This window comes from Brevundimonas sp., from assembly GCF_027484365.1.
Lineage (GTDB): Bacteria > Pseudomonadota > Alphaproteobacteria > Caulobacterales > Caulobacteraceae > Brevundimonas.
The window spans coordinates 23,308-46,158 of the sequence record NZ_JAIXTC010000001.1 but is presented as its reverse complement, the minus strand read 5'-3'; the positions used below and the strand labels follow the sequence as shown (position 1 = coordinate 46,158).

At 66.3% G+C, this 22,851-nt stretch carries 14 protein-coding genes; 4 read left to right on the top strand and 10 right to left on the bottom strand.

The genetic code is table 11. From position 1 onward, the window contains the following. Positions 1 to 255: 255 nt before the first annotated feature. From dapD to Q0044_RS00180, 4 genes are read right to left on the bottom strand one after another with little or no spacing between them, the layout of a single operon-like run. Positions 256 to 1,128, bottom strand: coding sequence for a 2,3,4,5-tetrahydropyridine-2,6-dicarboxylate N-succinyltransferase (dapD, locus tag Q0044_RS00195; protein ID WP_298158123.1), 873 nt, complete (start codon positions 1,126 to 1,128; stop codon positions 256 to 258). Continuing rightward, positions 1,125 to 1,817: a pyrimidine 5'-nucleotidase gene (locus tag Q0044_RS00190; protein WP_298158122.1), complete on the bottom strand. Its 693-nt coding sequence runs from the start codon at positions 1,815 to 1,817 to the stop codon at positions 1,125 to 1,127. Before Q0044_RS00190 ends, dapD begins: the two co-directional genes overlap by 4 nt. Then, positions 1,814 to 2,740 carry an acetylglutamate kinase gene (gene argB, locus Q0044_RS00185; protein ID WP_298158125.1) on the bottom strand — a complete coding sequence of 309 codons (927 nt, stop codon included), beginning with the start codon at positions 2,738 to 2,740 and terminating at the stop codon, positions 1,814 to 1,816. The genes Q0044_RS00190 and argB overlap by 4 nt, the downstream gene beginning before the upstream one ends. A gap of 60 nt (positions 2,741 to 2,800) precedes the next feature. Further along, positions 2,801 to 3,613, bottom strand: a complete 813-nt coding sequence (locus Q0044_RS00180) for a sulfotransferase family protein (protein WP_298158121.1) — start codon at positions 3,611 to 3,613, stop codon at positions 2,801 to 2,803. A 109-nt stretch (positions 3,614 to 3,722) separates the two neighbouring features. On the opposite strand from Q0044_RS00180, the gene Q0044_RS00175 reads away from it, so the two are divergent. Further along, on the top strand, positions 3,723 to 5,936 hold the full coding sequence (locus Q0044_RS00175; protein WP_298158120.1) for an AGE family epimerase/isomerase: 2,214 nt from the start codon (positions 3,723 to 3,725) through the stop codon (positions 5,934 to 5,936). Positions 5,937 to 6,045: 109 nt separating this feature from the next. Then, positions 6,046 to 9,759, top strand: a complete 3,714-nt coding sequence (locus tag Q0044_RS00170) for a DUF4214 domain-containing protein (protein WP_298158119.1) — start codon at positions 6,046 to 6,048, stop codon at positions 9,757 to 9,759. 45 nt (positions 9,760 to 9,804) lie between these two features. On the opposite strand, the gene Q0044_RS00165 is transcribed toward Q0044_RS00170, so the two are convergent. The 5 genes from Q0044_RS00165 to Q0044_RS00145 form a co-directional block, all read right to left on the bottom strand. Continuing rightward, entirely contained in the window at positions 9,805 to 10,752 is a 948-nt protein-coding gene (locus Q0044_RS00165; RefSeq protein ID WP_298158118.1) for an NAD-dependent epimerase/dehydratase family protein, read from the bottom strand. Between the two features lie 5 nt (positions 10,753 to 10,757). Then, positions 10,758 to 11,744: a GDP-mannose 4,6-dehydratase gene (locus tag Q0044_RS00160; RefSeq protein WP_298158117.1), complete on the bottom strand. Its 987-nt coding sequence runs from the start codon at positions 11,742 to 11,744 to the stop codon at positions 10,758 to 10,760. 282 nt (positions 11,745 to 12,026) lie between these two features. Continuing rightward, on the bottom strand, positions 12,027 to 12,911 hold the full coding sequence (locus Q0044_RS00155) for a class I SAM-dependent methyltransferase (RefSeq protein WP_298158116.1): 885 nt from the start codon (positions 12,909 to 12,911) through the stop codon (positions 12,027 to 12,029). Positions 12,912 to 13,026: 115 nt separating this feature from the next. After that, on the bottom strand, positions 13,027 to 15,240 hold the full coding sequence (locus tag Q0044_RS00150; protein ID WP_298158115.1) for a glycosyltransferase: 2,214 nt from the start codon (positions 15,238 to 15,240) through the stop codon (positions 13,027 to 13,029). Positions 15,241 to 15,561: 321 nt separating this feature from the next. Then, entirely contained in the window at positions 15,562 to 17,403 is a 1,842-nt protein-coding gene (locus Q0044_RS00145) for a glycosyltransferase family 4 protein (RefSeq protein ID WP_298158114.1), read from the bottom strand. 176 nt (positions 17,404 to 17,579) lie between these two features. Between Q0044_RS00145 and Q0044_RS00140 the strand changes: the two genes are divergently transcribed. Beyond that, the gene (locus tag Q0044_RS00140; protein WP_298158112.1) at positions 17,580 to 20,150 is read left to right on the top strand and encodes a glycosyltransferase family 2 protein; all 2,571 of its coding nucleotides are present in this window, start codon (positions 17,580 to 17,582) and stop codon (positions 20,148 to 20,150) included. On the opposite strand, the gene Q0044_RS00135 is transcribed toward Q0044_RS00140, so the two are convergent. Beyond that, the gene (locus tag Q0044_RS00135) at positions 20,117 to 20,761 is read right to left on the bottom strand and encodes a sulfotransferase family protein (protein WP_298158111.1); all 645 of its coding nucleotides are present in this window, start codon (positions 20,759 to 20,761) and stop codon (positions 20,117 to 20,119) included. The two genes, Q0044_RS00140 and Q0044_RS00135, sit on opposite strands and share 34 nt — an antisense overlap. Positions 20,762 to 21,369: 608 nt before the next feature. Between Q0044_RS00135 and Q0044_RS00130 the strand changes: the two genes are divergently transcribed. After that, positions 21,370 to 22,806, top strand: coding sequence for a hypothetical protein (locus Q0044_RS00130; protein WP_298158109.1), 1,437 nt, complete (start codon positions 21,370 to 21,372; stop codon positions 22,804 to 22,806). Positions 22,807 to 22,851 lie beyond the last annotated feature (45 nt).

Sequence of the window (22,851 nt, the reverse complement as noted above, 5' to 3'; positions counted from 1 at the left end):
TGAAGACGATTTCCAGAAGATACATCGACCTTCAGAAGACAATCCGAAAAGCCCCGGTTTTTCCGGAGGCCTCAACTCCTGAGGGGAAGAGGCCATGACGAGCAAGACAACGAACCGCCGTTCATCCGAGGTTCGCGAGCGCGCGGTCCGGATGGTGGTGGAAGTGGAACACGCAGGGGATCCTCCGTCGCGCAGGGCGGCTCTCATCGGGCCGAGGTCAGGCAAGGCCGTCGGTTACCCCGGCAGGGACGTCCCTCAGTCCCGCAGGAGTTCGTTGACTGCGGTCTTGGCACGGGTCTGGGCGTCCACGCGCTTGACGATCACGGCGCAGTAGAGCGATGGCCCGCCGTTAGGGTCAGGCAAGGCCCCCGGGGCCACCACGGCATAGGGCGGCACCTCGCCGCGCGTGATCTCGCCGGTGGCACGGTCGACGATCTTCGTGGACCCGGAAAGATAGACGCCCATGGCCAGGACGGCGCCTTCGCGGACGATCACGCCCTCGACCACTTCGGATCGGGCGCCGATGAAACAGCCGTCCTCAATGATGGTCGGGTTGGCCTGCAAGGGTTCGAGAACGCCGCCGATGCCGACGCCGCCGGACAGGTGCACGTTCTTGCCGATCTGGGCGCAGGAGCCGACCGTGGCCCAGCCGTCGACCATCGAACCCTCGCCCACGTAAGCGCCGATGTTCACGAAGGACGGCATCAGGATGACGTTCCGGTCGACGAAGGCGCCCTTGCGCACGATCGAGCCTGGAACAGCGCGGAAGCCGGCTTCCCTGAACTCGTTGGCGGTCCAGTCGGCGAACTTGTTGGGGACCTTGTCGTACCAGGGCCCGACGGCGGGAGCGCCGCCGCTGGAGGAGGGCGCCGACAGGCCGCGCTCTCCGGCGCGCATGATCTCGTTGTCGTTGAGGCGGAAGGACAGCAGCACCGCCTTCTTCAGCCACTGGTGCGTGGTCCAGACGCCGTCGGCCCCGCGCGAGGCGACGCGGGCCTGGCCGGAATCCAGCAGGCCGATGGCGGTGTCGACGGCCTTGCGGGTTTCGCCGTGGGTCGAGGGCGAGAGGTCGGCGCGGGCCTCCCAGGCGGCTTCGATGACGGATTCGAGCTGGGCGAGGTCGGTCATGCGGCGTCCTTCAGGGCATAGGGGGTGAGGAAGTCGAGGAGGTCGGGCGCGATCGCATCGATCCAGTCGCCGCCAGCCAGGCCGCGCGTCGCGAGATGGTCGGGCGTTCCGATCAGGACGGTGGTCATGCCCATCGCCCTGGCCGGCTGGAGGTTTCGGGCCGTGTCCTCGAAGAAGACCGCGTGGGCTGGATCGATCCCGAACCGCTCGAGGAAATGGCGATAGGTCGCAGGGGCGGGCTTGGGCGTCAGGTCCATGTCCTCGATGGCGAAGACGCCGTCGATCAGGTCCTTGATACCGATGCGGTCGAGCACCCGCGCCGCATGGCTGCGGGCACCGTTGGTCAGGACGAATTTCCGCCCCGGCAGGGCGGCGATCACCTTCGCCAGGGCCGGGCTGGGCTCCAGCGAGTCCAGGGGCACGTCATGGACCTCGCGCAGGAATTTCTCCGGATCGACGGCGTAGTTGGCCATCAGACCGGCCAGGGTGGTTCCATGCTCGTTGAGGAACTGGCGCTGCAGCACCTTCGCCTCCGCGGCGGGAAGACCGACGGCGTCGACCATGAAGGCGTTGATGCGGGCCTGGACCAGGGACATCACCCCCTGTTCGGGCGGATAGAGGGTGTCGTCGAGGTCGAAGACCCAGGCGTTGATATGGCCCAGGTCCGGTCGGGAGACGGGCCCGCTCACGCCTTCACCAGAGTGCCCGCCCCATATTCGGTGAACAGCTCGACCAGCATGGCGTGGGGGCGGCGGCCATCGAGGATGACCACGGCCTCTACGCCGGCGCGGACCGCGGCCATGGCCGTCTCCAGCTTGGGGATCATGCCGCCGGAGGCGGTGCCGTCGTCGATCAGGGCCTGGGCCTGGGCGAGCGTCATCTGGCGGATGATGTCGCCGTTCTTGTCGAGCACGCCCTTCACATCGGTCAGCAGCAGCATGCGTTTGGCGTTCAGCGAACCGGCGACCGCGCCGGCCACGGTGTCGGCATTGACGTTGTAGGTCTGGCCGTCCTCGGCGACGCCGATGGGGGCGATGACGGGAACCCAGTCGTCGGTCTCGGAGGCGATCAGTCCGGCGATCAATTTCGGATCGACCTTCGTCGGCTCGCCGACGAAGCCGAGGTCGACCTCGTGCTCGATCAGACTGTCGGGGTCGCGCTTGGTGCGGGTGGTCTTCTCGACGGTCAGCAGGCCGGCGTCCTTGCCGGACAGGCCGATGCCGCGCACGTCAGCCTCCTTGCCGGCGACCGAGATCCAGTGGGCGATCTCCTTGTTCACCGCGCCCGACAGGACCATCTCGGCCACGGCCATGGTGTCCCTGTCGGTCACGCGCAGGCCGTCGATGAAGCTGGACTTCACCCCGGCCTTGTCGAGCATGGCGCTGATCTGGGGTCCGCCGCCGTGCACCACGACGGGATTCACGCCCATCAGCTTGAGCAGGACGACGTCTGCGGCGAACTGTCTCGCCACGGCCGTCTCGCCCATGGCGTGGCCGCCGTATTTGATGACCACGGTCTCGCGGTCATAGATCTGAATATAGGGCAGGGCCTCGGCCAGGGTCTTCGCCGTGGCCCAGCCGCGTTCCTCGGATTGCCGCTCGTTCTCGTCCATGGCGGGGCTGATACCGGCGAGGCTTCGCCGTGTCACGCAGGATCGGGCGCCCGGGTCCTGTCAGGGCGCGTCGGCGAACAGGTCTTCCGCCTGGTCGAAGGCGCGGCGCATGGCGTCGAGCGCCGCGTGGAGATCCGGATGCTCACCGTGGCGGGCCAGATCGCCGAGCACGGACCAGGCCCGGGCGACCAGGGCCGGAGGCGGGGTCCCGTCGCGTTGGCGGTGCAGGTCGGGTGTCAGGAAGGCGTCGATCCCGGCTCCGTCGTCGCCGGCGGCGGGGGCCAGGGCCGTGCCGAGGCGGGCGTTGATCAGGGCGACCTCGGCCCGCCAGTCCGCCATGAACGACGCCCAGGGCATGAAATGGCGGGGCAGGCCCCGGCTCGCGGCCTCGGCGTCCAGAACATGGCGCAGCCAGAGCCGCAGACCCTGTTCGCGCGAGACCGGATTGCGGGCCTGGAGCGAGGCGGCGACCTCGGAAGGCGTGCGCAGCGGGGTGACGACCAGGGGGCGGTAGCCGGCCTGTTCCAGTGCGTCACGCCAGGCCGGGAACAGTCGGCACATGCGCGGGTCCTTGAGGACGATGGTGTCCGCATCGCCGAACTCATCGGCCATGGTCCGGACGATGCGGTCGCGGGCGGCTGCGGGGTCGGGGATGCGGGGCAGGCGACGCCAGTCGCTCCAGCTCGATCCGGACTCGGCCAGAAGGACATCGTTGAGGACCATGACGACATGGCTTTCCCAGAAGCCACGCGGATTGTCGGCGGCCGGGGCCATCAGGGTCCGCGGGGCCGCGGCGCCCAGAAGGGTCAAAGCTCCGGCTACGGACGATGTCCCCGAGCGGTGCATTCCCAGTACGACCAGTGCCGTCTTCATGGTTCGCCTAACCCCCTGATCGCACGACACGTTGTTTGCCCCAGTCGAGGCCGTTGCACAACGTGGCGCAGCCGTTTGCCAAACGGCTCAATCCGGCTAAAGCACCCTCATGGCGCTTTATCCTGTAATCATGTGCGGCGGAGCCGGGACCCGATTGTGGCCGGCCTCGCGACCCTCGCGGCCCAAGCAGTTCATCCCGCTTGCGGGCAACCGCTCGCTGTTCCAGGAGACCGCAGCGCGCGTTGCGCCCCTCGCCGGGGACGACGGAAAGCTCATCGTCGTGGGCGGCGTGCGTCACCGCGACTGGATCGTCGATCAACTGGCCGAGCTCGAGATCGAGGCCCAGGTCCTGCTCGAGCCCGAAGCGCGGGACTCGGCCGCCGCCATGGCCGCCGCCGCCGCCTGGGCCGCGCGACACGACCCGAACGCGATCATCGCCTTCGTCGCGTCCGACCACCATATTCCCGACCATGAGGCCTTCCGCGAGGCGGTGACCGCCGCGGCCGGCGCAGCCGCCGAAGGGCGGATCGTGACCCTGGGGGTCATGCCGTCGGAGGCGTCGCAGGCCTATGGCTATATCAAGCCGTCCGGGCGCGGGTTGTCGGCGGTCGATTCGTTCGTCGAAAAGCCGGACCGGACCCAGGCGCAGGCCTACATCGACGCCGGCTATCTGTGGAACAGCGGCAATTTCATCGTCTCCGCCGCCGCACTGATTGACGAAATGACCGCCCATGCGCCGGCGGTTCTGGACGCCGTCAGGTCGGCCTTGCCGGACGAGGCGTCCGGGACGGTGCAGACGCTGGGATCGGCCTTTGCAGCCTCGCCGAAAATCTCGATCGACTATGCGGTGATGGAAAAGACCGTCCGGGCCTCGGTGCTGGAAGTTGACTTCGCCTGGTCGGATCTCGGGGCCTGGGACTCCATCGCCGCCTCGGGTGAAGGCGGCACGGGCCAGCACATCTTCGAGGACGCCGAGGGTTGTCTGGTGCGTGCGCCCGACGGCATCCTGGTCGCGGCCCTCGGCGTGCGGAACCTGGCCATTGTGGTCGAGGAGGACGCGGTCCTGGTCTGCGACCTGTCGCAGTCCCAGGGCGTCAAGAAAGTGGTCGACCGGATCAAGGCGACCTCGCCGCGCCATCTCGACTTCGCGCCGGCGCCCCAGGAGGATCTGGCCGGGGGCGCGGTCCGGTTCGCCGACTGGATGCGGCTCCGAGCCCTGCCGGTCTGGTCGACCCTGGGCCAGGGGGCGGACGGGGGCTTCGCCGAGGTCCTGTCGCTGGACGGGCGGACGCTGACGCTGCCGCGGCGCGCGCGCGTGCAGGCGCGCCAGATCTTCGTCTATGCCAACGCCGGTCTGAACGGCTGGCAGGGACCATGGCGCGGCATCGTCGAGCGCGGCCTCGAGCGGCTGTACGCCGACTATCTGAGGCCTGACGGCCTGTGCCGGACCACGCTGACGCCCGAGGGGGCGCCGCTCGACGAAACGGCCTATCTGTATGACCAGGCCTTCGTCCTGTTCGCCCTGTCCGCGGCGAAGAGCGCAGGGATCGACGATCCCGCCCTGGAGACACGGGCGGTCGCCCTGCGTGACTCCCTCCTCGCCCATGCGCCGGAGACCGGGGGGCTGATCGAGGCAGGCGACCAGCCTTACCAGTCCAACGCCCACATGCACCTGCTCGAGGCCTGCCTCGGCTGGGAGGCTGCCGGCGGCGACGCCGGGTGGATGGCGCTGGCCGACCGGGTCGTCGACCTGGCCCTGACGAAATTCATCGATCCCGATGGCGGCTTCCTGCGCGAATTCTTCGGCCCCGACTGGGCGCCGGCGGCAGGGGAGGACGGTCGGCTGGTCGAACCGGGACACCAGTTCGAATGGGCCTGGCTGCTGGCCCGTGTGGGTCGGGCGCGGGGGCGGGCCGATGTGACGGAGGCAGCCCGACGTCTCTACGCTGCGGGTCGGAAGGGCGTCTCTGATCGCCCGATGATCGCTGTCGATGCGCTGAACGACGACGGAACCGTGCGCAGCCGGCGGGCCCGGCTGTGGCCCCAGACCGAATGGCTCAAGGCCTCGTTGATCCTCGCAGAGTCGGCCATTGACGGCGAACGTCAGCAGCTGCTGGAGGATGCGGCGACAGCGCTCAGAGCCTTGTGGCTCTACCTGACGCCTGACGGGCTATGGCGCGACAAGCGCCTGCCGCAGGGTGGTTTCATCGACGAGCCGGCGCCCGCGAGCTCGCTTTACCATATCGCCGCCGCCTTCGGTCAGCTGGCCGAGACGGGGCGGGCCGAGGGGCTGAAGGGAATGTCCGACATCAGCTTCGGGTAGAACGCGGCAACGCGGATCACCCTTACTTGTTCCATAAACCACCTGCCCCGCTTGTGACCCGCCGTGCATCCGTTAGGGTGGGGTCTCTCGTAAGCAGAGTGTGAACATCATGACCCCTGCCCTGGCGCTGCAAGGACTGAATTACTCACTGGGCAACGCCCGCCTGTTCGGCACGGAGGGTCAGGGCAGTTTCGGCGATGTCGGCGGCTATACCCCGTGCGGCTGCTGCGGAGGGTTCCACGCGATCTTCGAGGAGGGCGGCGGGCCGCTGTCCCTGCTGAACGCCGACGATCGCGGCGGTTTCGGCCCGAATGGCCGGGTGTCGCTGACGACCGGCGCCGCCGGAGCGCAGATCACGCGTTCGAACGTGGCCTGGACCACGACGCTGGGCCAGCCGGGGACGGTCACCTTCGCCTTCCGCTCGACGGCGCCGACGACCATGCCGTCGGATACGACCGGCTTCTCACGGTTCACCGAGGCGCAGATCGCCGCCACCCTGCTGGCCCTGGCGTCCTGGTCCGAAGTGGCCAACATCACCTTCACCCGGGTGGACGCCGGCGACGGCTTCTCGGACGGCGCCACCATGCTGTTCGGCAACTATTCGTCCGGCTCCGACGGCGCGGCCGCCTTCGCCTATCTGCCCGCCACCCGGTCCGACACCAGCAACAGCGGCGACGTCTGGATCAACAACAGCCTGTCCTACAACGCCACGCCGGTCCTGCTGGGTTACGGTCAGCAGGTGCTGACCCACGAGATCGGCCATGCGATCGGCCTGTCGCACCCGGCGGCCTACAATGCGGCGCCCGGCCAGTCCCTGACCTATGCCGCCAACGCCGGCTATTTCGAGGACAGCCGCCAGTACTCGATCATGAGCTATTTCAGCGAGACCAACACCGGGGCCAGCTTCGGTTCTGGCCGGTACTCCTCTGCTCCGCTCCTGGACGATATCGCCGCGGCCCAGCGCCTGTACGGCGCCAATATGACGACCCGCACGGGTAACAACACCTACGGCTTCAACTCCAACGCAGGCCAGGCCTGGTTCAGCGCGACCTCCAACACCACGGCCCTGATCTTCGCGGTCTGGGACGCCGGCGGGACCGACACGTTCGACTTCTCCGGCTACAGCAATGCCCAGGTCATCGACCTGCGCCAGGGCAGTTTCTCCAACGTCGGCGCCCTGATCGGCAACGTCTCCATCGCGATCGGCGCCGTGATCGAGAATGCGATCGGCGGCTCTGGCGCAGACACTCTCTTCGGCAGTTCCGGCGACAACGTCCTGACGGGCGGCGCCGGCAATGACCGGATCGACGGCGGCCTCGGCTCCGACACCGTGGTGTTCAGCGGCAACCGCGCCCAGTACACCATCACCTACAGCGGCAACACGGCGACGGTCTCGGGTCCCGACGGCACCGACACAATTTCGAACGTCGAGTTCCTGCGTTTCGCTGACCAGACGATCGCAGCCGCCTTCACCGGCGGGCTGAATGTCAGCGGCGACATCCTCAACAACACGATGACCGGCACGGCGTCTGCCGACACCCTGAACGGCCTCGGCGGCAACGACGTCCTGTCCGGCCTCGGTGGCAATGACAGGCTGGACGGCGGTTCGGGCGACGACAATATCTCGGGCGGCGACGGAGACGACATCCTGACCGGCGGCCTGGGCAACGACACCCTTAACGGCGGGAATGGCGTCGACCAGGTCAGCTACGCCGCGGCCGGGGCCGGTGTGACGGTCAATCTGACCTCTGGAACGGCAAGTGGCGGTGCGGGTGCGGACACCCTGACCGGCGTCGAATGGGTTGTCGGCAGCACCTTCGCCGACACCATAACCGGCAGCGCCGGAAACGACCGGCTGGACGGCAACGGCGGCAACGACACGATCAGCGGCGGCGCGGGAGACGACGTGATCACAGCGGGCGCGGGCGCCCAGACTGGCGGGGCTCCCGATGTGGTCAAGGCGCGGGCTACGGCCAATGCCACGACAGGAACCGCCATCTCTCTGGATGGGGCGTTCGATCTTCTGGCCAGCACCGAGATCGCCAATTCGACGACCATTCCGCATGCGACGGTCACTGCGACCACCCACGGCGGCATGGAATACTACGCCTTCACCGTCGCGGCGGGTCAGACAATCACCCTCGATATCGATAACGGCTCGTTTGACACGACCCTGAACCTGATCGGGCCCGGCGGGGCGGAAGTCGCCAGCAACGACGATTCAACGCCCGACGGCGGCCCGGCCACGGATTCGAACCTGACGTTCACGGCTACCACGGCAGGCGTCTACTACGTCGTCGTGGGCCAGTGGTCGTCCACCGGGACGGGCTCCACCTCCAGCGTCGCGCCGACGGCGGGCGGCACCTATACATTGCACGTCTCGGTCGCCAACCATGCGGTCGTGCCCCTGACCCTGACGGGATCAACGCTCTACGGCGAAGCGGGCAACGATACCCTCACTGGAGGGTCGGCGAATGACACCCTGGCAGGCGGAACCGGCAACGATACGCTGAACGGAGGAGACGGGATCGATACTGCCGGTTTCAGCGGGTTGCGCCGCCAGTATACGACCAGCTCGACCTCGGTCAGCGGCGCCAGCGACGGCACGGACACACTGACCTCAATCGAGAACCTGAGCTTCGTCGACGGGATACTGACGTTCGATGCGACGAGCGCCTCCGCCCAGGTTATGCGGCTTTACAGCGCGACTCTGAACCGGGCTCCCGATCAGGGCGGGCTGGAGGCACAGGTCGCGGCGCTCGGGGCCGTGGGGTTGCAAGGCCTGGCTAACAACTTCGTCGCCTCCGCAGAGTTTCAGGCCCGGTTCGGGGCGCTGAACAACCAGTCGTTCGTGGAACAACTCTATCAGTTCGCCCTGGGCCGAACCGGCGATCCCGGCGGAATCGCCGGCTGGGTGGCGGCCCTGAACGGCGGCATGTCCCGGGGGCAGGTCGTGGTCGGCTTCTCCGAGAGTCCGGAGAACCAGCTACGCACGGCGGCGACCCTAGCCGCCGGGCTGTGGGTGCCGGACGCCGAGGCCCAGGTGATCGCGCGCCTCTATGACGCCACTCTTGATCGTCTGCCCGATCCAGGCGGGCTCGCCGGCTGGGTTGCCGCATATGAGAGCGGCACGAGCCTGGCCACGATCGCAGGAGCCTTTGTCGCCTCGGCCGAGTTCCAGGCGCGTTATGGGGCTTTGTCGAACCAGGCCTTCGTCGAGCAGCTCTACCGATTCTGCCTGAACCGTGAAGGCGATCCTGCAGGCATTGCGGCGTGGGTTAACACGCTAGCGAGCGGAACAAGTCGGGCGCAGGTGGTCATCGGTTTCTCTGAGAGCGCCGAGCATATCGCGCTGACCGCTGCATCCTGGTCTGGCGGTATTCGCTACGACGGCTACGTCGGCAGCCCGGTTGATCCGGTCGACGCCAAGCATGACGGCCCGCAGGTCTCCCCGCTGATCGATTCCTCCCTCGGCCTGCATCAGGACGCCAAGGACGCCGGCGCCCAGGTCTCTCCGCTGGTCGACGACGCGCAGGTCGGTCTGCATTTCGATACCGACGTGATCGACATGGGGCCGCAGACGGTTCCGGTTACGATTGGCGATTTTGTCCAGGTCTTGTCCCTGGCCGACGACTTCATACTGCCGGTCGGTGGCGGCAACATCGTGTTCGACCACCTTGAGCCGATCGCCGCGCGCGGTATCTTCGCTGCCGCGCCAAGCTGGATCTTGCCGTCCGAAGAGTTCATGCCCGTTGCGAGCCTGCCGGACGCCGGCGTCATCGACGCCCTGCACAATGGCCATGTTCACAGCGACTGGATGTGATTCGCCGTCGCCTGACCCTTCCCGGAGCCGCGGCTCGGGCAAGGGTCAGGCGGAGTGGCGACCCATCTCGTGCTTCAGGACAGCGGCGGCGGTGGTCTGCAGCGGTGTGGTCGCCGACCAGCCGTAACGGTCGTGGAACTTGTCGAAGACACCTTCCGCCCGCGGCACGTCGGACGCACGCATACGGTCCGGCGCAGGCACGGCCTTGATCGGCCTTCCCGACTGTTCGACCAGGGCGTCGAGGATGGTCCGGATGGCGACCGGCCTGCCCGAACCGACGTTGTAGACTTCGAACGGCGACGGGGGAGCGCCGTCTTCTATGACGGCGAGATAGGCCTCAATGACGTCGTCGACGTCGCTGAAGTCCCGCACTGCGTCCAGATTGCCGACGGAGATACTGTCGCCGCCGTCGCGGATCGCCCGGGCGATCTGGGCCGCGAAACTGGGGGCCACGAACCTCTCGTCCTGACCCGGACCGGTGTGGTTGAACAGCCGCAGAACGACGACCGACAGGGCTTCGCCGGCCATATCGGACAGCAGATACTCGCAGGCGGCCTTGGTGCGGGCATAGGGCGAGGCGGGGGCCAGGGCCGAGGTCTCGTCGCGGGGGCCGGCGTTGAAGTGACGGCCATAGACCTCGGCGCTGGAGGCGAAGATCAGACGGGCCGGTTCCGGAAGAGCGCGCATCGCCTTCGCGAGGGCGCGGGTGCCGTCGAAATTGACAGTCCAGACCGTGTCGGGCGTTACGCTGCCGTCGCCGACGGACGACATGGCGGCCAGATGGACGACGGTAGAGGGCCGAAAGTCCGCGATCACGCGGGCGAGGGCCGGGGCGTCGGTCAGATCGACCGCGACCGGATCATTCGTGCCGTTGGGGCCGACAAGGCCAATGACTGTGGCGGAGGTCTGCTCCAGCCGTCGCATCAGTCGCGAGCCGACGAAGCCCGCCGCGCCCGTCACCAGAACCCGATGGTCCGCCCGGTCAGCGGCCATCGATCTCAGGCCCCGGCTTTGCGGTGCCGGGCCATGTCAGCGTCGACCATCTCGCCGATCATCTGTTCCAGGGTGATTTCGGGCGTCCAGCCGAGCTTGTGTTTGGCCTTGTCGGCATTGCCGTGCAGAACCTCGACCTCGGCCGGGCGCATGAACGCCGGGTCGATGACGATGTATTTGTCCGGGTTCAGGTCGACGTGGGCGAAGGCTGCCTCGACAAAGGCGCGAACGCTGACCGTGCGGTTGGTCGCGACGACATAGTCGTCGGCCGTCTCCTGTTGCAGCATCAGCCACATCGCGCGGACGTAGTCCTTGGCATGACCCCAGTCGCGGGTCGCATCCATGTTGCCCATGCGCAACTCGGTCGCGAGGCCGAGCTTGATGCGCGCGACGGCGTCGGTGACCTTGCGCGTCACGAACTCCAGGCCGCGCAAGGGGCTCTCATGGTTGAACAGAATGCCCGACGAGGCATGCAGGCCGAAGCTTTCGCGGTAGTTCACCGTCATCCAGTGGCCCATGAGCTTGGCCACGGCATAGGGCGAGCGCGGATAGAAGGGGGTCTTTTCGCTCTGGATCGGCTCCTGGATCAGGCCGTACATTTCCGACGAGGACGCCTGGTAGAAGTGGGCCCCGGGCGCCTCGAGGCGGACGGCCTCCAGCATGTTGGTGACGCCGACGCCGGTGGCCTGGGACGTCAGGACCGGCTGGTCCCAGGAGGTCTTCACGAACGACTGGGCGGCGAGGTTGTAGACCTCGTCAGGCTGGGCGTCGCGGATGATGCGGGCCATGCCGCCGAGGTCCAGAAGGTCGCCGTCGACCACCTCGACCTGACCGCCGATGCCGAGCCAGTCCAGGCGGTGCGTCGCCATGCCGTAGTGGCTGGAACGCCGGGCCACGCCGATCACGCGGTAGCCCTTGCCGAGCAGCAGCTGCGACAGATAGGCCCCGTCCTGACCGGTTACCCCGGTGATCACCGCGCATTTTTTAGCCATGTCGTCCAGCCTTGTTGGGAGCCTCGAGTGGGGCACTGTTTAGCCGCGCAAGATGCCGACAGACAACAGCTATTTGCCCGAAGAGCTGTGGCGTACGAACGCGGTAGCACTGACAGATACAGCTACAGGCGACGATCTTCGACCTGGCAATCGCCCCCGCCAACGAAAGAGTGAAGGTCGCGCGTATCGGGGAAACGACACGCAGAATCTCGAGATTCTGCGCCTGTGTCAGACGGGTGCCGCCGCGCACGGATTAAGCGAATCAGTTTGGGCCTGTCGGGATCAGGGCAGAAGACGAAGGTTCCGCCAACCCTGGAGGCCGTCAACGGTCGTGATCGGGCCATCGACCGTCAGCATCAGGACGGCCGGGCGTTCCATCTCGAGAAGCCAACCAGCGCCGCCGAGAATATCGAACAGCTCGCCTTCGATTTGGCGACTGTGCGTGCCGATGACCAAGTATGCGACTTTCTCATTCATAACATCGAGACAGTCCGACACAAAGCCGATCTCACCGCCCTGAATGTCAATGTGCAGTAGGTCGATACGATCGTGGTCGCGGACGACGTCGCTCAGCGGCACCATGGGCAAGGCTTCGAATCGCCCGCTGTCGACAGCTTTTTGCGTCTGTTCTTCATCGGCACCAAAAACGGGTTCCAGACCCCATGATCCGCCAGCTTGGTCCTGGATCGGGAACAGAGCGGTGCCGGCTTTGCCCGCCGCGATGCCAGACACCAATGTCCATTGCGAACGATCGAAGCCGTTCCTGTCCAGAGCCTCTTCGGCAAACTTCAGGTGGCCTTGGTCGCCTTCGATGCCAATGACATGAACCTCTCGGCCAGTGCTACGCGCGGCGGCGCCGGAGTTGTTCATCCAGCAGCCCCAGCCGCAACCGAGTTCAATCATCGTGAAACGCTGACCAGACAGATCGACGGCGCGCAGGGCTGCGCCCCATTCGGCGATGTCTGCATGCCAGTTCGCTGGGATCGGTAGGTCCTCGACCGTCCCCGCCATAGGCGCGAGAATGGACGGCAGAACTTTGGGGTCGACAGCGACGTCGAGGAAGTTGACCAGAAGGCCCTCGCGCGGACTCGGTGTCTCGACAGCGTATCGACGCATGATCTCCTGAGCGTCGAAGGTCGTGTTGTAGTGCCAGAACGGACTTTGCATGGGTCTCTCGGGTTCACATTCGGGCGCGACGATCGTCAGGCGGGAAAAGCCAGAAGGCGCGCCGTGAGGCAAGCGATATCAGCCTCGACCTAGCTGCTATCGCTTGCGCTGTCTTCTAGGCGTTCGTATCGCGGGCCACCGATGCGGAACCGAACGTGAAGGATTCAAGCAGATCAGCACGGGCCTCAACGTTCGTCGTTCGCGCGTAACCCAAGCCCACAAGGCCGACCGTGAAGTTTCTAACGTCGCCTTCCGGCACCGTCCACTCGCCGTCCACTTCGATGCTGACGCGGCAGATCCCGTTCCCGCCGACGAAACCCTTAAGGCGGAACAGGCCGCCGCTCCGGTCGATATCGTGGGCCGATAGCGGCCGTGTTTCGGCGGCTCGCCCGTCGCCGAGACAGATCGTGGTTCGGCATTCGCCGTACCATGGGGCGGGGTTGATTTTCACATAGACCATGATCGGCGTGCCCTCGAGCAGGTTGGTCCGGAAGACAACCTCTCCGAATCCGCCGCGCATCCAGGCGCCCCAGTGTTCGGCGGGATAGAAATCCTCCACGATCATGAGGCGCGAGGGGCTGCCCACATAGCCGATCAGGGCCGACCGCCGGTCGACAAGGTCGCCCGGGCGAAGCTGTTGTCCCTCGGTCAGCATCGGAACCTTGGCTTCCGCCACCGGCAGGTCCGAGTAGTCCACCATTCGCTGCACGAATAGGGCGGCGACCTCATCCCAACCACGCGGATGGAAATTGTCGATGATGTTCTTTTTGCGGGAAGCTAGGTAGTCGCGGTCGGTGATCATGCGGCCGATCACCTCGACCCCGCTCTGGACATTTTCGGGGTCGATATAGTCGACGAAATCGCCTCCGACCTCGGGGATGGAAGAACTGCCCGAAGCGACGCACGGAATATGGTGCATCAGGCTCTCGCCGACCGGCAATCCCCAACCCTCGACGAAGCTGGTGAATACGGTGAACAGGCTGCCTTCATAGACCGCATTGAGTTCGGCGTCGGTCAGATCGTGGACGATATGAATCCTGCCGCCCAGGTTCTTCGTGCCATCCAGGAGATCGAGCAGGCCGTTGATGCGCCAGCCCTTGCGGCCGACGAAGACCAGGTCGGGAACATCCACGCCCTGTTCGATCAACTTGCGCCAGACGTTCACGACATAGGCGTGGTTCTTGCGGCCCTCGATGGTGGAGACATAGGTGACGTACTCCCGTCCGCGCAGGCGCTGCATGCTCGAAGGCCAGCTCATGACATCGCTGGGCGGTCCGGTGAGCGAGTGGGCCAGAGGTACCGTCGCCGTAGGAATGGCGCGCCCGCCGTGGTCGGACAGGAACTGGTCCAGGACCGAGCGCGTGTAGTCCGAGATCGTCAGCATATAGTCGCAGATCAGACCGATTTCGCTCAGCGCGGTGGTGAAATCCCTGGCCAGACCCTCATCGCAGTACTGCGGATGTGAGATCGGGATGATGTCGTAGATGTAGACGGCGAGGCGTGCGCCTTTCCGCTTGGCCGGAAGGTAGCGGTCGCATGTGTTGTCGAGACCCCAGAAGGCGCCCGACAGGACGATCGTATTTCCCTCGCCTGCGAAGATCGGTGAAGCATTGTGTTCGCAGGCTGAAAGGAGTTTCCGCAGGCGCTGATGATCGACGCGCGCTCCGGCAGCGTACTCGATCATCCTCTTCACGTCGGTGTGCCGAAGAAGCCAGAAGCTGCCCGTTTCCAGCAACTCGGAGAAATCGGTCAGGATGAAACCGACATCGACATCTTCCATTTCCATCAGCGCCAGAGCGAGACCTGCCTGAACCCGCTGAATGCCCGACATGGTTGGATGGGCCCGCAAGTATACGAACAGATCCTGAATAGACATCAGATAGGCGTTGCTTGCTTTAGTCAGCGGCAAATCGCTTTGGACGGCTTTCATAAGGATTTCGATCTCGCTGTTGACATGCTCGCCTGCGCCTGCCCGGGACGCGCCACGGAAGGCTTCAAGAGCTGAAATATTCTTGTCCTGTCGCTTCAGGACGTGGCCCAGATGAACGTATCCGTCCGCGTCATTGGGAGCCACGGACACGGCCGTCTCATAGGCCTGCTCGGCCTCGGCCAGATCGCCGTTCTCCTTCAGCGCGTGGCCGAGCTGAACCCAGATGCCAGCATCCTTGGGATGGGTGTTCAGGTATTCTCGATAGGCCGCCGCCGCGTGTGTCCACTCGTGAGCATCCCGATAACCATCGCCGATCTTGCGTTGGTTCACGGATTTGCCGCGCAACAAAGATTTCCAACGCAATTTCGTCAACTCCTCGCTAGTGATCGAAGCCTGCATGCGGCGGTCTGGATCACCAAAGTATCTGGGATTTCAGACCTCTTACAGGCTCGACGACGGTTGGCAATGCGGCGCATGTCGTTATCGCACTGCCGGCCTGACAGCGTTTTTTCGGCCACAGACCCCGGGGCTCTCGCATAGGCGACACGTCAGGAGCGAAGCTCCGGATCGTTGTTCAGTTCGGCGGCGGATCCCTGGTTCGTAGCCCCCGAACGCGACAGTATCGTCGACCTCAAGGCCTGCTCCTCGCGCCCGTCCCGGACGGCGGCCAAGCCAGCGCGGGAATAATCCTGCGAGAGGATGTTGCTGTACCCGGGTGTTTCAGGAACCGGGCCGCCGGGCCGCCTCCTCGGTCGCCTGTTTGAACGTCAGGGCCTCGAGGATATCGGTCCGGGCTGCGACATCGGCCGCTGCCGCAAAGCCCAGGCCGGCGATTCCCAGACCCAGATCCCGCGTGTCGGCCGGCGGGCGGGCGTAGTCGCCTACAATCTCGAGGTTCAGGCGGCACAGACCATCGTTTCCGACGTGTCCGCGCACCTGAAGGTGCGCCGTGGGCATCCGGGACGCGAAGGTGTTGAAGGCGCCGCCGCCAATGGCGATCGGCTTTAACTCATTGAGACCCGGCGCGGTGTCGAGCCCGATCTTGATTTTGCAGTCGGCAAGAAGCCCGGTCGAGAACAGCGACACGTAGACGATCACAGGTTCGCCCGGGGTCAGGCCGGTCTTGAAGGCGATCTCGCCCGAAGGGCCTTTCATCCACGCCCCGATGTTCTCGGGGGCGTAGAAGGAACCTGCGATTAGGAAGCGGGTCGCCCGCGCGTCGTGCGCCTGTTTGGAGGAGGGCGGATCGAACAGGTCCCCTGGCCGGTAGAAGCCTCCGGGGCGTAGCACCGGCAAGTCGAGCGGCAGGGGCGGGGTGTTTTTCAACTCGTCCACCTGAGTCATGAAATCTCCGGCTACGTCGTCCCATGTTCGGGGCACAAAGTCTTCGACGATATGGCGGCGCCGTTCCGCGAGGTAGCCGCGATCCTCGATCAGGCGGCCGACGACCCGTACGCCATCCTGCAGGTTGGTTGGGTCGAAGTAGTCGACGAACTCGCCGCCGACCTCCGGGATCGATGCCGCGTTGGAGGCGGCGCATGGTGTTCCGCAGGCCAGGCTCTCGCCGACCGGCAGGCCCCACCCCTCGGTGAATGAACTGAACAGGGTGAAGAGGCTGCCTACATAGACGGCTCTGAGGTCAGAGTCCGAAAGCCCGTGGGCCAGGTGGACCCGTCCGTCGAGATTGTCGGTGGCTTCAAGAAGATCCATCAGACCGGCGATCCGCCAACCCTTGCGGCCGGCCAGGAGCAGATCGGGGACCGTCCGCCCTTCCTTGATGAGCTGACGCCAGAGGTTGACGGCGTAGAGGTGGTTCTTGCGACCCTCAATCGTGGAGACATAGGCGACGAACTCGCGACCCCGCAGCCGTTTCAGTGCCGTTGGCCACGCCCGCTCCGATCCGGTCCGGCTCTCCATGGAGTGGGCCAGCGGCACGGTCCGGATCGGCACGGGACGGGCGCCCTCCGCGGCCAGGAATCGGCCGAGCTCGCGGTTGGTGTGGGCGGAAATGGTGAGATAAAAGTCGGCGAGCAGGCAGAGGTCCAGCAGGGCGGCGGAGAAAGTGCGGCACAGGTAGGCGTCGCAGAACTGCGGGTGGGTTATCGGGATCAGGTCGTAGATATAGACTCCGATGCGGACCCCGCTGCGCTTGATCTCGATGTAGCGGTCGACGGTGTTGTCGTTGCTCCAGAAACTGCCCAGCAAGATGATCGTGCTGCCCGGAGGCGGAGCGAAGGGTCGGCTGGCGCTTTCGCATCGGTCCAGCGCAGCGTCGAGGCCGGCGCGGTCGACGACGGAACCGCTGACGTAGGCGATCATGGCGACGAGCGGCTCGACCGGAATCTCCCGGAACGGCGTGGTGCCCGACTCCGGTCCGCCGGTGAGGATGAAGCGGGCGTCGGTCCGACCCTGTTTCACCAGGCTTGTGACGACGTTCGCCTGGACCCGCTGTATCCCGGACAGGGTGGTATGGAAGCGCAGGAAGGACACCAGGTCGGCGACAGAGATGAAGGTCGCTGCCGGTCGCGCGATGGTCCTGGAGCGTGGGCGTGCCGGCTTCATTCGGTGTCTCGACGCAGTAAGGGGATCGCTCCGCACTCAGGCACGATCTGCCGGACGATCCATAGCCGTTGACCCTCAACAGGCAAGGCGGCTTTGGCTGAAGAGCCCGAGAAACCGGCTATCGACGAGGCGAAAGGGCGCGGCTAGGGTTCGCTCAGTTCAATGCCGAGCATCGTATGAGCCCGCCTCTCGCCTCTGGCGCCAATCGGCTGGCCAGCCGGAATGACGTCGTCCAGATGTATCGCTTCGTGCTCGATCGTGAGCCCGAATCCGAAGTCGTTGTCGATAAGGCGCTCGTCTTCACGCGAGCGGAGTTGGCCGCCGGATTCTTCGCTACTGCCGAGTTCGCCGAACGTGTGGTGAAAGCGGCCGATCATGGGCGGGACATCTGGGGCGTCTTGCCGGGGCCGACGGCCAAACAGCTGGACTGGGCCTCCAAGGCCCTGCCTCTGACTGCTGAGGGGCGCGCAGCGTTGAGAGCATGGGGCGATTCCTGGCCGGGGGCGTATTTTGCGATCCTCTCCGATTCTGCGTTCCGGTCGGGCGAAACGGTGACCCAGCGCGGGCTGCAGTTCCTCAGAAGCCTCGCCTCGGTCCGCGGCGCGGTGGACCGACTGGACTCCGCGCTCGTTATCGGTTGGGCGATGGCGCGGGGGGCGGAGGCGAGCGCGGGGCCCGTGCTGGTCGAGGTTTACGGGGACGGCGTCTTTATGGCGGCCGGGCGAGCGGACCGGTTCCGCCGCAACGTTCAGGACCAGTTCGGCGGCGACGGCCTGGTGGGTTTCGAGATCCCCCTGCCGAGCCGGACGGACTCCGGGCCGACGCGGATCGAGGTGCGGGCCGCACCCGACGGGCGGGTGCTCGGCCGGGGCGAAATCCATGTCCAGCCTGCTCCGGCGACGGGGCTCGGGGCCCTGAAACAGGAGATCGCGTCCGTTCGCGCGACGCTGGACCGGCTGGAACGCATGCTGCCCGCCGTGATCTCGGGGATGGGCCGGCCGCTGGCCGACTACGGCGACTATTTCGAGGACCATTACCGGCGTCCGGACGTGGTCCGGCCGGACGGAGAGGGCTTCACCGTCTTGCTGGACGGCGTCGGCCGTTCGCACCAGTCCCTGTTCTGGGCCGCGGCAAGTCTTGAAGGCCAGATGACCGCCCCGGACCGTCTGGTGCTTCTGGTCGATTCCACGCTCGAGTATGCGGCTGCCGACATCGCGGCGCGGAGCCGGGGGCGGGGCCGGTCGAACCCGGTCGTCCTCGTCACCCGGACGGCCGATCCCGGTCAACGCGCAGCCGAGGCGCTGACGTCAGGACCGGGGACGCCGTTCGTTCTGCTGACGGATTCAGGCGCCGTCCTGTCCGGCCGGGCGCTGGCGGAGTTTGCATCGGCCTTCGCCCGATCGGACGGCCTCCAGGCCCTGTATGCCGATGAGGACGCCTTCGATCCGGAAGACGGCCGCGAACGGCCGGTCCAGCGGCATTGCGCCCCGATCCTGAAGGCCGGGTTCGACAGGGATATGTTGCAACAATTACCCTACGTCGGCACGGTGCTGGCCTTCCGGTCCGGCGCGCTGGAAGCGGCGGGGCTGCAGAAAGATTGCGGCGGACTTCACGGCTGCGACGCCCTGCTGCGCATCGGCGCCACGCCTGGCGCGGTCGGCCATGTCGCGTCCGTCCTGTGCACGCGTTCGGGTCCGGCCGTGAACGACGCGGACGGAACGATCTGGGCGCGCTGCGTGGCCCGCGACCTCGCAACGTCTGTTCCGCCGGCGACGGTCGAGCCTCGGGATGACGCGCTGGGCGCGGTCGTGCCGGGCGCGGTCCGCGTGCGCTTCCCCGGCGAAGACGTCCGTGTCTCTGTCATCGTTCCGACCCGCGACCGTCTGGATCTGCTCAAGCCCTGCATCGACAGTATTCTGGCGCACCGGCCCGCCAATCGCTGCGCGCTCGAGCTGATCGTGATCGACCACGAGAGCCGCGAGCCTGGGACCCGGGCCTACCTCGATCCGCTCGCCGCGGCCGGCGACATCACGATCCTGCCGTTCAATGGCGCGTTCAACTGGGCCCTGATGAACAACCTGGCGGCGGACCGGGCGACGGGGGAGGTGCTCGTCTTCCTCAATAACGACACGGTGGTCCTGACGCCCGACTGGCTGGATGAGCTGGCGTCGCAGGCGTTGCGGCCCGAGGTCGGGGTCGTCGGCTGCCGGCTGCTGTATGCGGACGGCACGATCCAGCACGCGGGCTTCATTTCCCGCGGCCACGCGCCCGACTTCCTGATCCACGACGGTGTCGGGGTTGCAGGATCGGACGGCGGCTATCTGGGCCGGCACGCCCTGCTTCACGCCAGCCCGGTGGTCACCGGCGCCTGTATGGCTGTCAGAACCGGGGTGTTCCGTGCGCTGGGCGGGTTCGACGCCGCCAACTTCCCGCTGGAAGGCAATGATGCGGACCTCTGTTACCGCGCCCGGGCCGAGGGCCTGTCGGTGATCTACGACCCCTATGCGACCCTCTACCACCTGGAATCCAAGACCCGGGGCTTCAGCGTGTCCGGCGAGGATCGGGCGACTTCCCTGGCGGCCCAGGCCCTGTTGAGGCAACGGTGGGGCGAGCGATTCGGCGAGGACGCCGGGTTCAATCCCCATTTCGACCGGACCGGCCGCCCGTTCGACCGGCTCAGGCCCCCGCTCCAGGATCCTGCCTTACCCTGGGATCAGGCCGCGCGGGTCGCGCGCACGGTCTCATAGAAGCGGACGTCGTCGGCGAGCAGGTCGTGCAGGCGGGCCATCCGCACGGGGTTCGCGACGAGCGCGGCGCGGGGGTCGTCGCGCGAATGGGTGCGGTTCTCGTGCAGGCCGGGGTCCAGCGTCAGCCCCGCCAGGGTGTTGAGCCGCACCATGTCGTCGGCGCGCGTCTCGTGGAAGCCGATGAAGTCGAACCGCCCCATGTCGTGGCCGCCGAAGAAGGTCTCGGACGAAAACCTCTGGATCCGGGGCCAGGTCGCGAAGGCCTCGATCTCCGGCTGCTCGTCCAGGAAGCGGCGGTGGAGGTCCTGCCCTTCGAACGGCATCGTCTGCCAGAAGAAATACATGGAGATCAGCAGATCGACCGGATGGCGCAGGAAGGTGAACCAGAAGGCGTCCGGGACCGCGGCGAGGTAGCGCGCCGGGCGGAAATGGCCGTGAACCAGGGCGATGTGCGGCGGCAGGCTGGTTTCGACCAGATCGATGTCCGGTCCCAGAGGGCCCCGGCCGTAGTCGAAGCGCGCCCTTTCGCCGAACTGCCGCTCCAGGCTGATGCGCATGGAGGTTCCGCCCGACTTGGGCAGGTGGAGGGATATAATGACGGGCTTGGGCACGGCGCCCTTATGGACATTGAGGCCGGCGGACGCAACGCAGGCCAGTCCTCCTTGACCTGTGTCACTTGCGCCACGGACTTCGCCTCTCGTGCGGAGGGGAAGGCCGGGGGGGGGCGGTTCGCCCCTGTCGCGAAGCGATGCTGTCCCGGTTGGCGCATGGCGAGATGCCCGGATCGGCGCCCGGTTGCAGCGCGGGTGAACCGCCGCGTCGCCCCCGGCACCGCGGCGGTCGACCGAAAAGCGTTCACATACCGGGGTTTAACCTTGTCGCAATGACGCCCGGACCGTGTGGGATCAAGGCGAAACGGTGAAGCGGGGCCAAAAGCGCGGCCGGCGACAGGGGGGCGGCGGCCCTGATGTTGCGTTTGCGCGAGCCCTGACCACTCGCCTGCCGGGAGAAGGCTAAGCAGCCGAGATGAATGACATTTTTCGGACAGAGCGAACGGCGTGGCCGCAGCGATAAGGCTTGACGCTCCAAAAGACGGCGGGATACAAGGTGCGTGCCGTGGGCGCAGCCCTGTCTCATCCCGAGACTTGAACTGTGGCCGAAAGGCGTTCAATCGTTGGCTACGTCCACACAACCGGTTTCTTTGGGGGACCCCATCCAGATGACTAAGACCTTCCTTCTCGCCGCGACCGCGCTCACCGCGCTTGTTGCGACCTCGGCCCAGGCGCAAGCCGTCCTGTCGCTCTCGAACGTTGACGGCACCGCCAACAGCGGCATCGAAGCTCCGCTCAAGATCGCTAACGAGCTGACCATTCCGGGCTCCGGCATCGACACCCTGCTTGAGCTGGCCCTGACGCCGACGACCTCGGCGGTTCTGCCGCTCGGCAACGCCCTGCTGACCGTCAGCCTCGGCTCTGACACCTTCGGCACCACCGTGACGGCTGCCTCGGTTCTGCAGACGCCGGGCAACTGCAACCCGACGCGCTCCGTGGTTTCCGGCGGCGGCGCCGGCCAGTCCTCGGTCCAGTTCCTGCTGTCCAACATGAGCGGCTGCGACAACGCCAACCCGATCGAACTGGAAATCCCGGTCGAGATCAACGACAAGAACACCGTGTCGGTGTCGACGGTCTTCACGACCGAAGCAGGCACCCCGATCGACGGCGGCTCCGCTTCGGTTGCCAGCGCCATCACCTTCGCCTCGGGCTTCCTGGTCACCGTCGACGACGACGGCGTTCTGGGCGCTGTCGCCGACGTCAACGCCGTGCCGGTCTACTCGAACCTGCAAATCACGAGCGGCTCCTTCACCCAGGACCTGATCCTGGGCGACGTCGACCTCGACATCGACACCACGGTGAACAAGGACTTCTGGCAGCTGGGCGACGTCACCCAGGCGCTGGTCCCGGTCGCCGTGGGCGACATCACGGACGTCACGATCACCGTGACGACCCCGACCGGCAGCTTCGCCGGCCTGACCGGCACGATCGACGGCGTTAACGCCGACTTCGCTCTCGGCATCGACGACTCCGCCGGCGGCACCGACAACTTCGACGGCGGCGACGTGACTGTCTCGGCTGGTTTCACCGATCCTGACAGCTTCGTGATCGCGATCGCCGACGGTTCGGGCACGATCGAAGGCGCCACGGTCAGCGTTTCGGCTGCCCTGAACCTGACCTCGATCTTCACCGACGAAACGGCGACGGGCCTGATCGATCCGATCACCCTCGGCGGCACGAACTTCGTGGCTCCGTGGCTGGCGATCAACAACCCGAACAACAGCTCGACCGTTCGCATCAGCAACCACGGCTCGGTGACGGGCCCGGTCATCCTGACCCTGCTGAGCCCCAGCAGCGGCTCGTCGGACACCTGCGACAGCACCGACCTGTCGAAGCTGGCCAATGTTCCTGCCAACGGCCGGATCGAAATCGACGTTGCCGACCTGCGCACCTGCTTCGGTACGTCGGTTGCCAACGGCGACGTTCGCTTCACCATCCAGGCCGCTCCGGACCAACTGACCGCCAAGGCTCGCCTGCGCTCGTCGACCGGTACGGTTGTCGAAACCTCGCTCGGCCGTCTGCTCGAGACGGACGAATCCTACTAAGACCGGATACTTCGGTATCTCGGGGAAGGGAGGGCTTCGGCCCTC

What these genes read in the sequence shown, in the direction of transcription:
- dapD (WP_298158123.1), bottom strand. Translation starts at nt 1,128, where the DNA reads ATGACCGACCTCGCCCAGCTCGAATCCGTCATCGAAGCCGCCTGGGAG.
- Q0044_RS00130 (WP_298158109.1), top strand. Translation starts at nt 21,370, where the DNA reads ATGACTAAGACCTTCCTTCTCGCCGCGACCGCGCTCACCGCGCTTGTT.
- Q0044_RS00140 (WP_298158112.1), top strand. Translation starts at nt 17,580, where the DNA reads ATGAGCCCGCCTCTCGCCTCTGGCGCCAATCGGCTGGCCAGCCGGAAT.
- Q0044_RS00155 (WP_298158116.1), bottom strand. Translation starts at nt 12,911, where the DNA reads ATGCAAAGTCCGTTCTGGCACTACAACACGACCTTCGACGCTCAGGAG.
- Q0044_RS00145 (WP_298158114.1), bottom strand. Translation starts at nt 17,403, where the DNA reads ATGAAGCCGGCACGCCCACGCTCCAGGACCATCGCGCGACCGGCAGCG.
- Q0044_RS00165 (WP_298158118.1), bottom strand. Translation starts at nt 10,752, where the DNA reads ATGGCCGCTGACCGGGCGGACCATCGGGTTCTGGTGACGGGCGCGGCG.
- Q0044_RS00160 (WP_298158117.1), bottom strand. Translation starts at nt 11,744, where the DNA reads ATGGCTAAAAAATGCGCGGTGATCACCGGGGTAACCGGTCAGGACGGG.
- Q0044_RS00180 (WP_298158121.1), bottom strand. Translation starts at nt 3,613, where the DNA reads ATGAAGACGGCACTGGTCGTACTGGGAATGCACCGCTCGGGGACATCG.
- Q0044_RS00175 (WP_298158120.1), top strand. Translation starts at nt 3,723, where the DNA reads ATGGCGCTTTATCCTGTAATCATGTGCGGCGGAGCCGGGACCCGATTG.
- argB (WP_298158125.1), bottom strand. Translation starts at nt 2,740, where the DNA reads ATGGACGAGAACGAGCGGCAATCCGAGGAACGCGGCTGGGCCACGGCG.
- Q0044_RS00150 (WP_298158115.1), bottom strand. Translation starts at nt 15,240, where the DNA reads ATGCAGGCTTCGATCACTAGCGAGGAGTTGACGAAATTGCGTTGGAAA.
- Q0044_RS00170 (WP_298158119.1), top strand. Translation starts at nt 6,046, where the DNA reads ATGACCCCTGCCCTGGCGCTGCAAGGACTGAATTACTCACTGGGCAAC.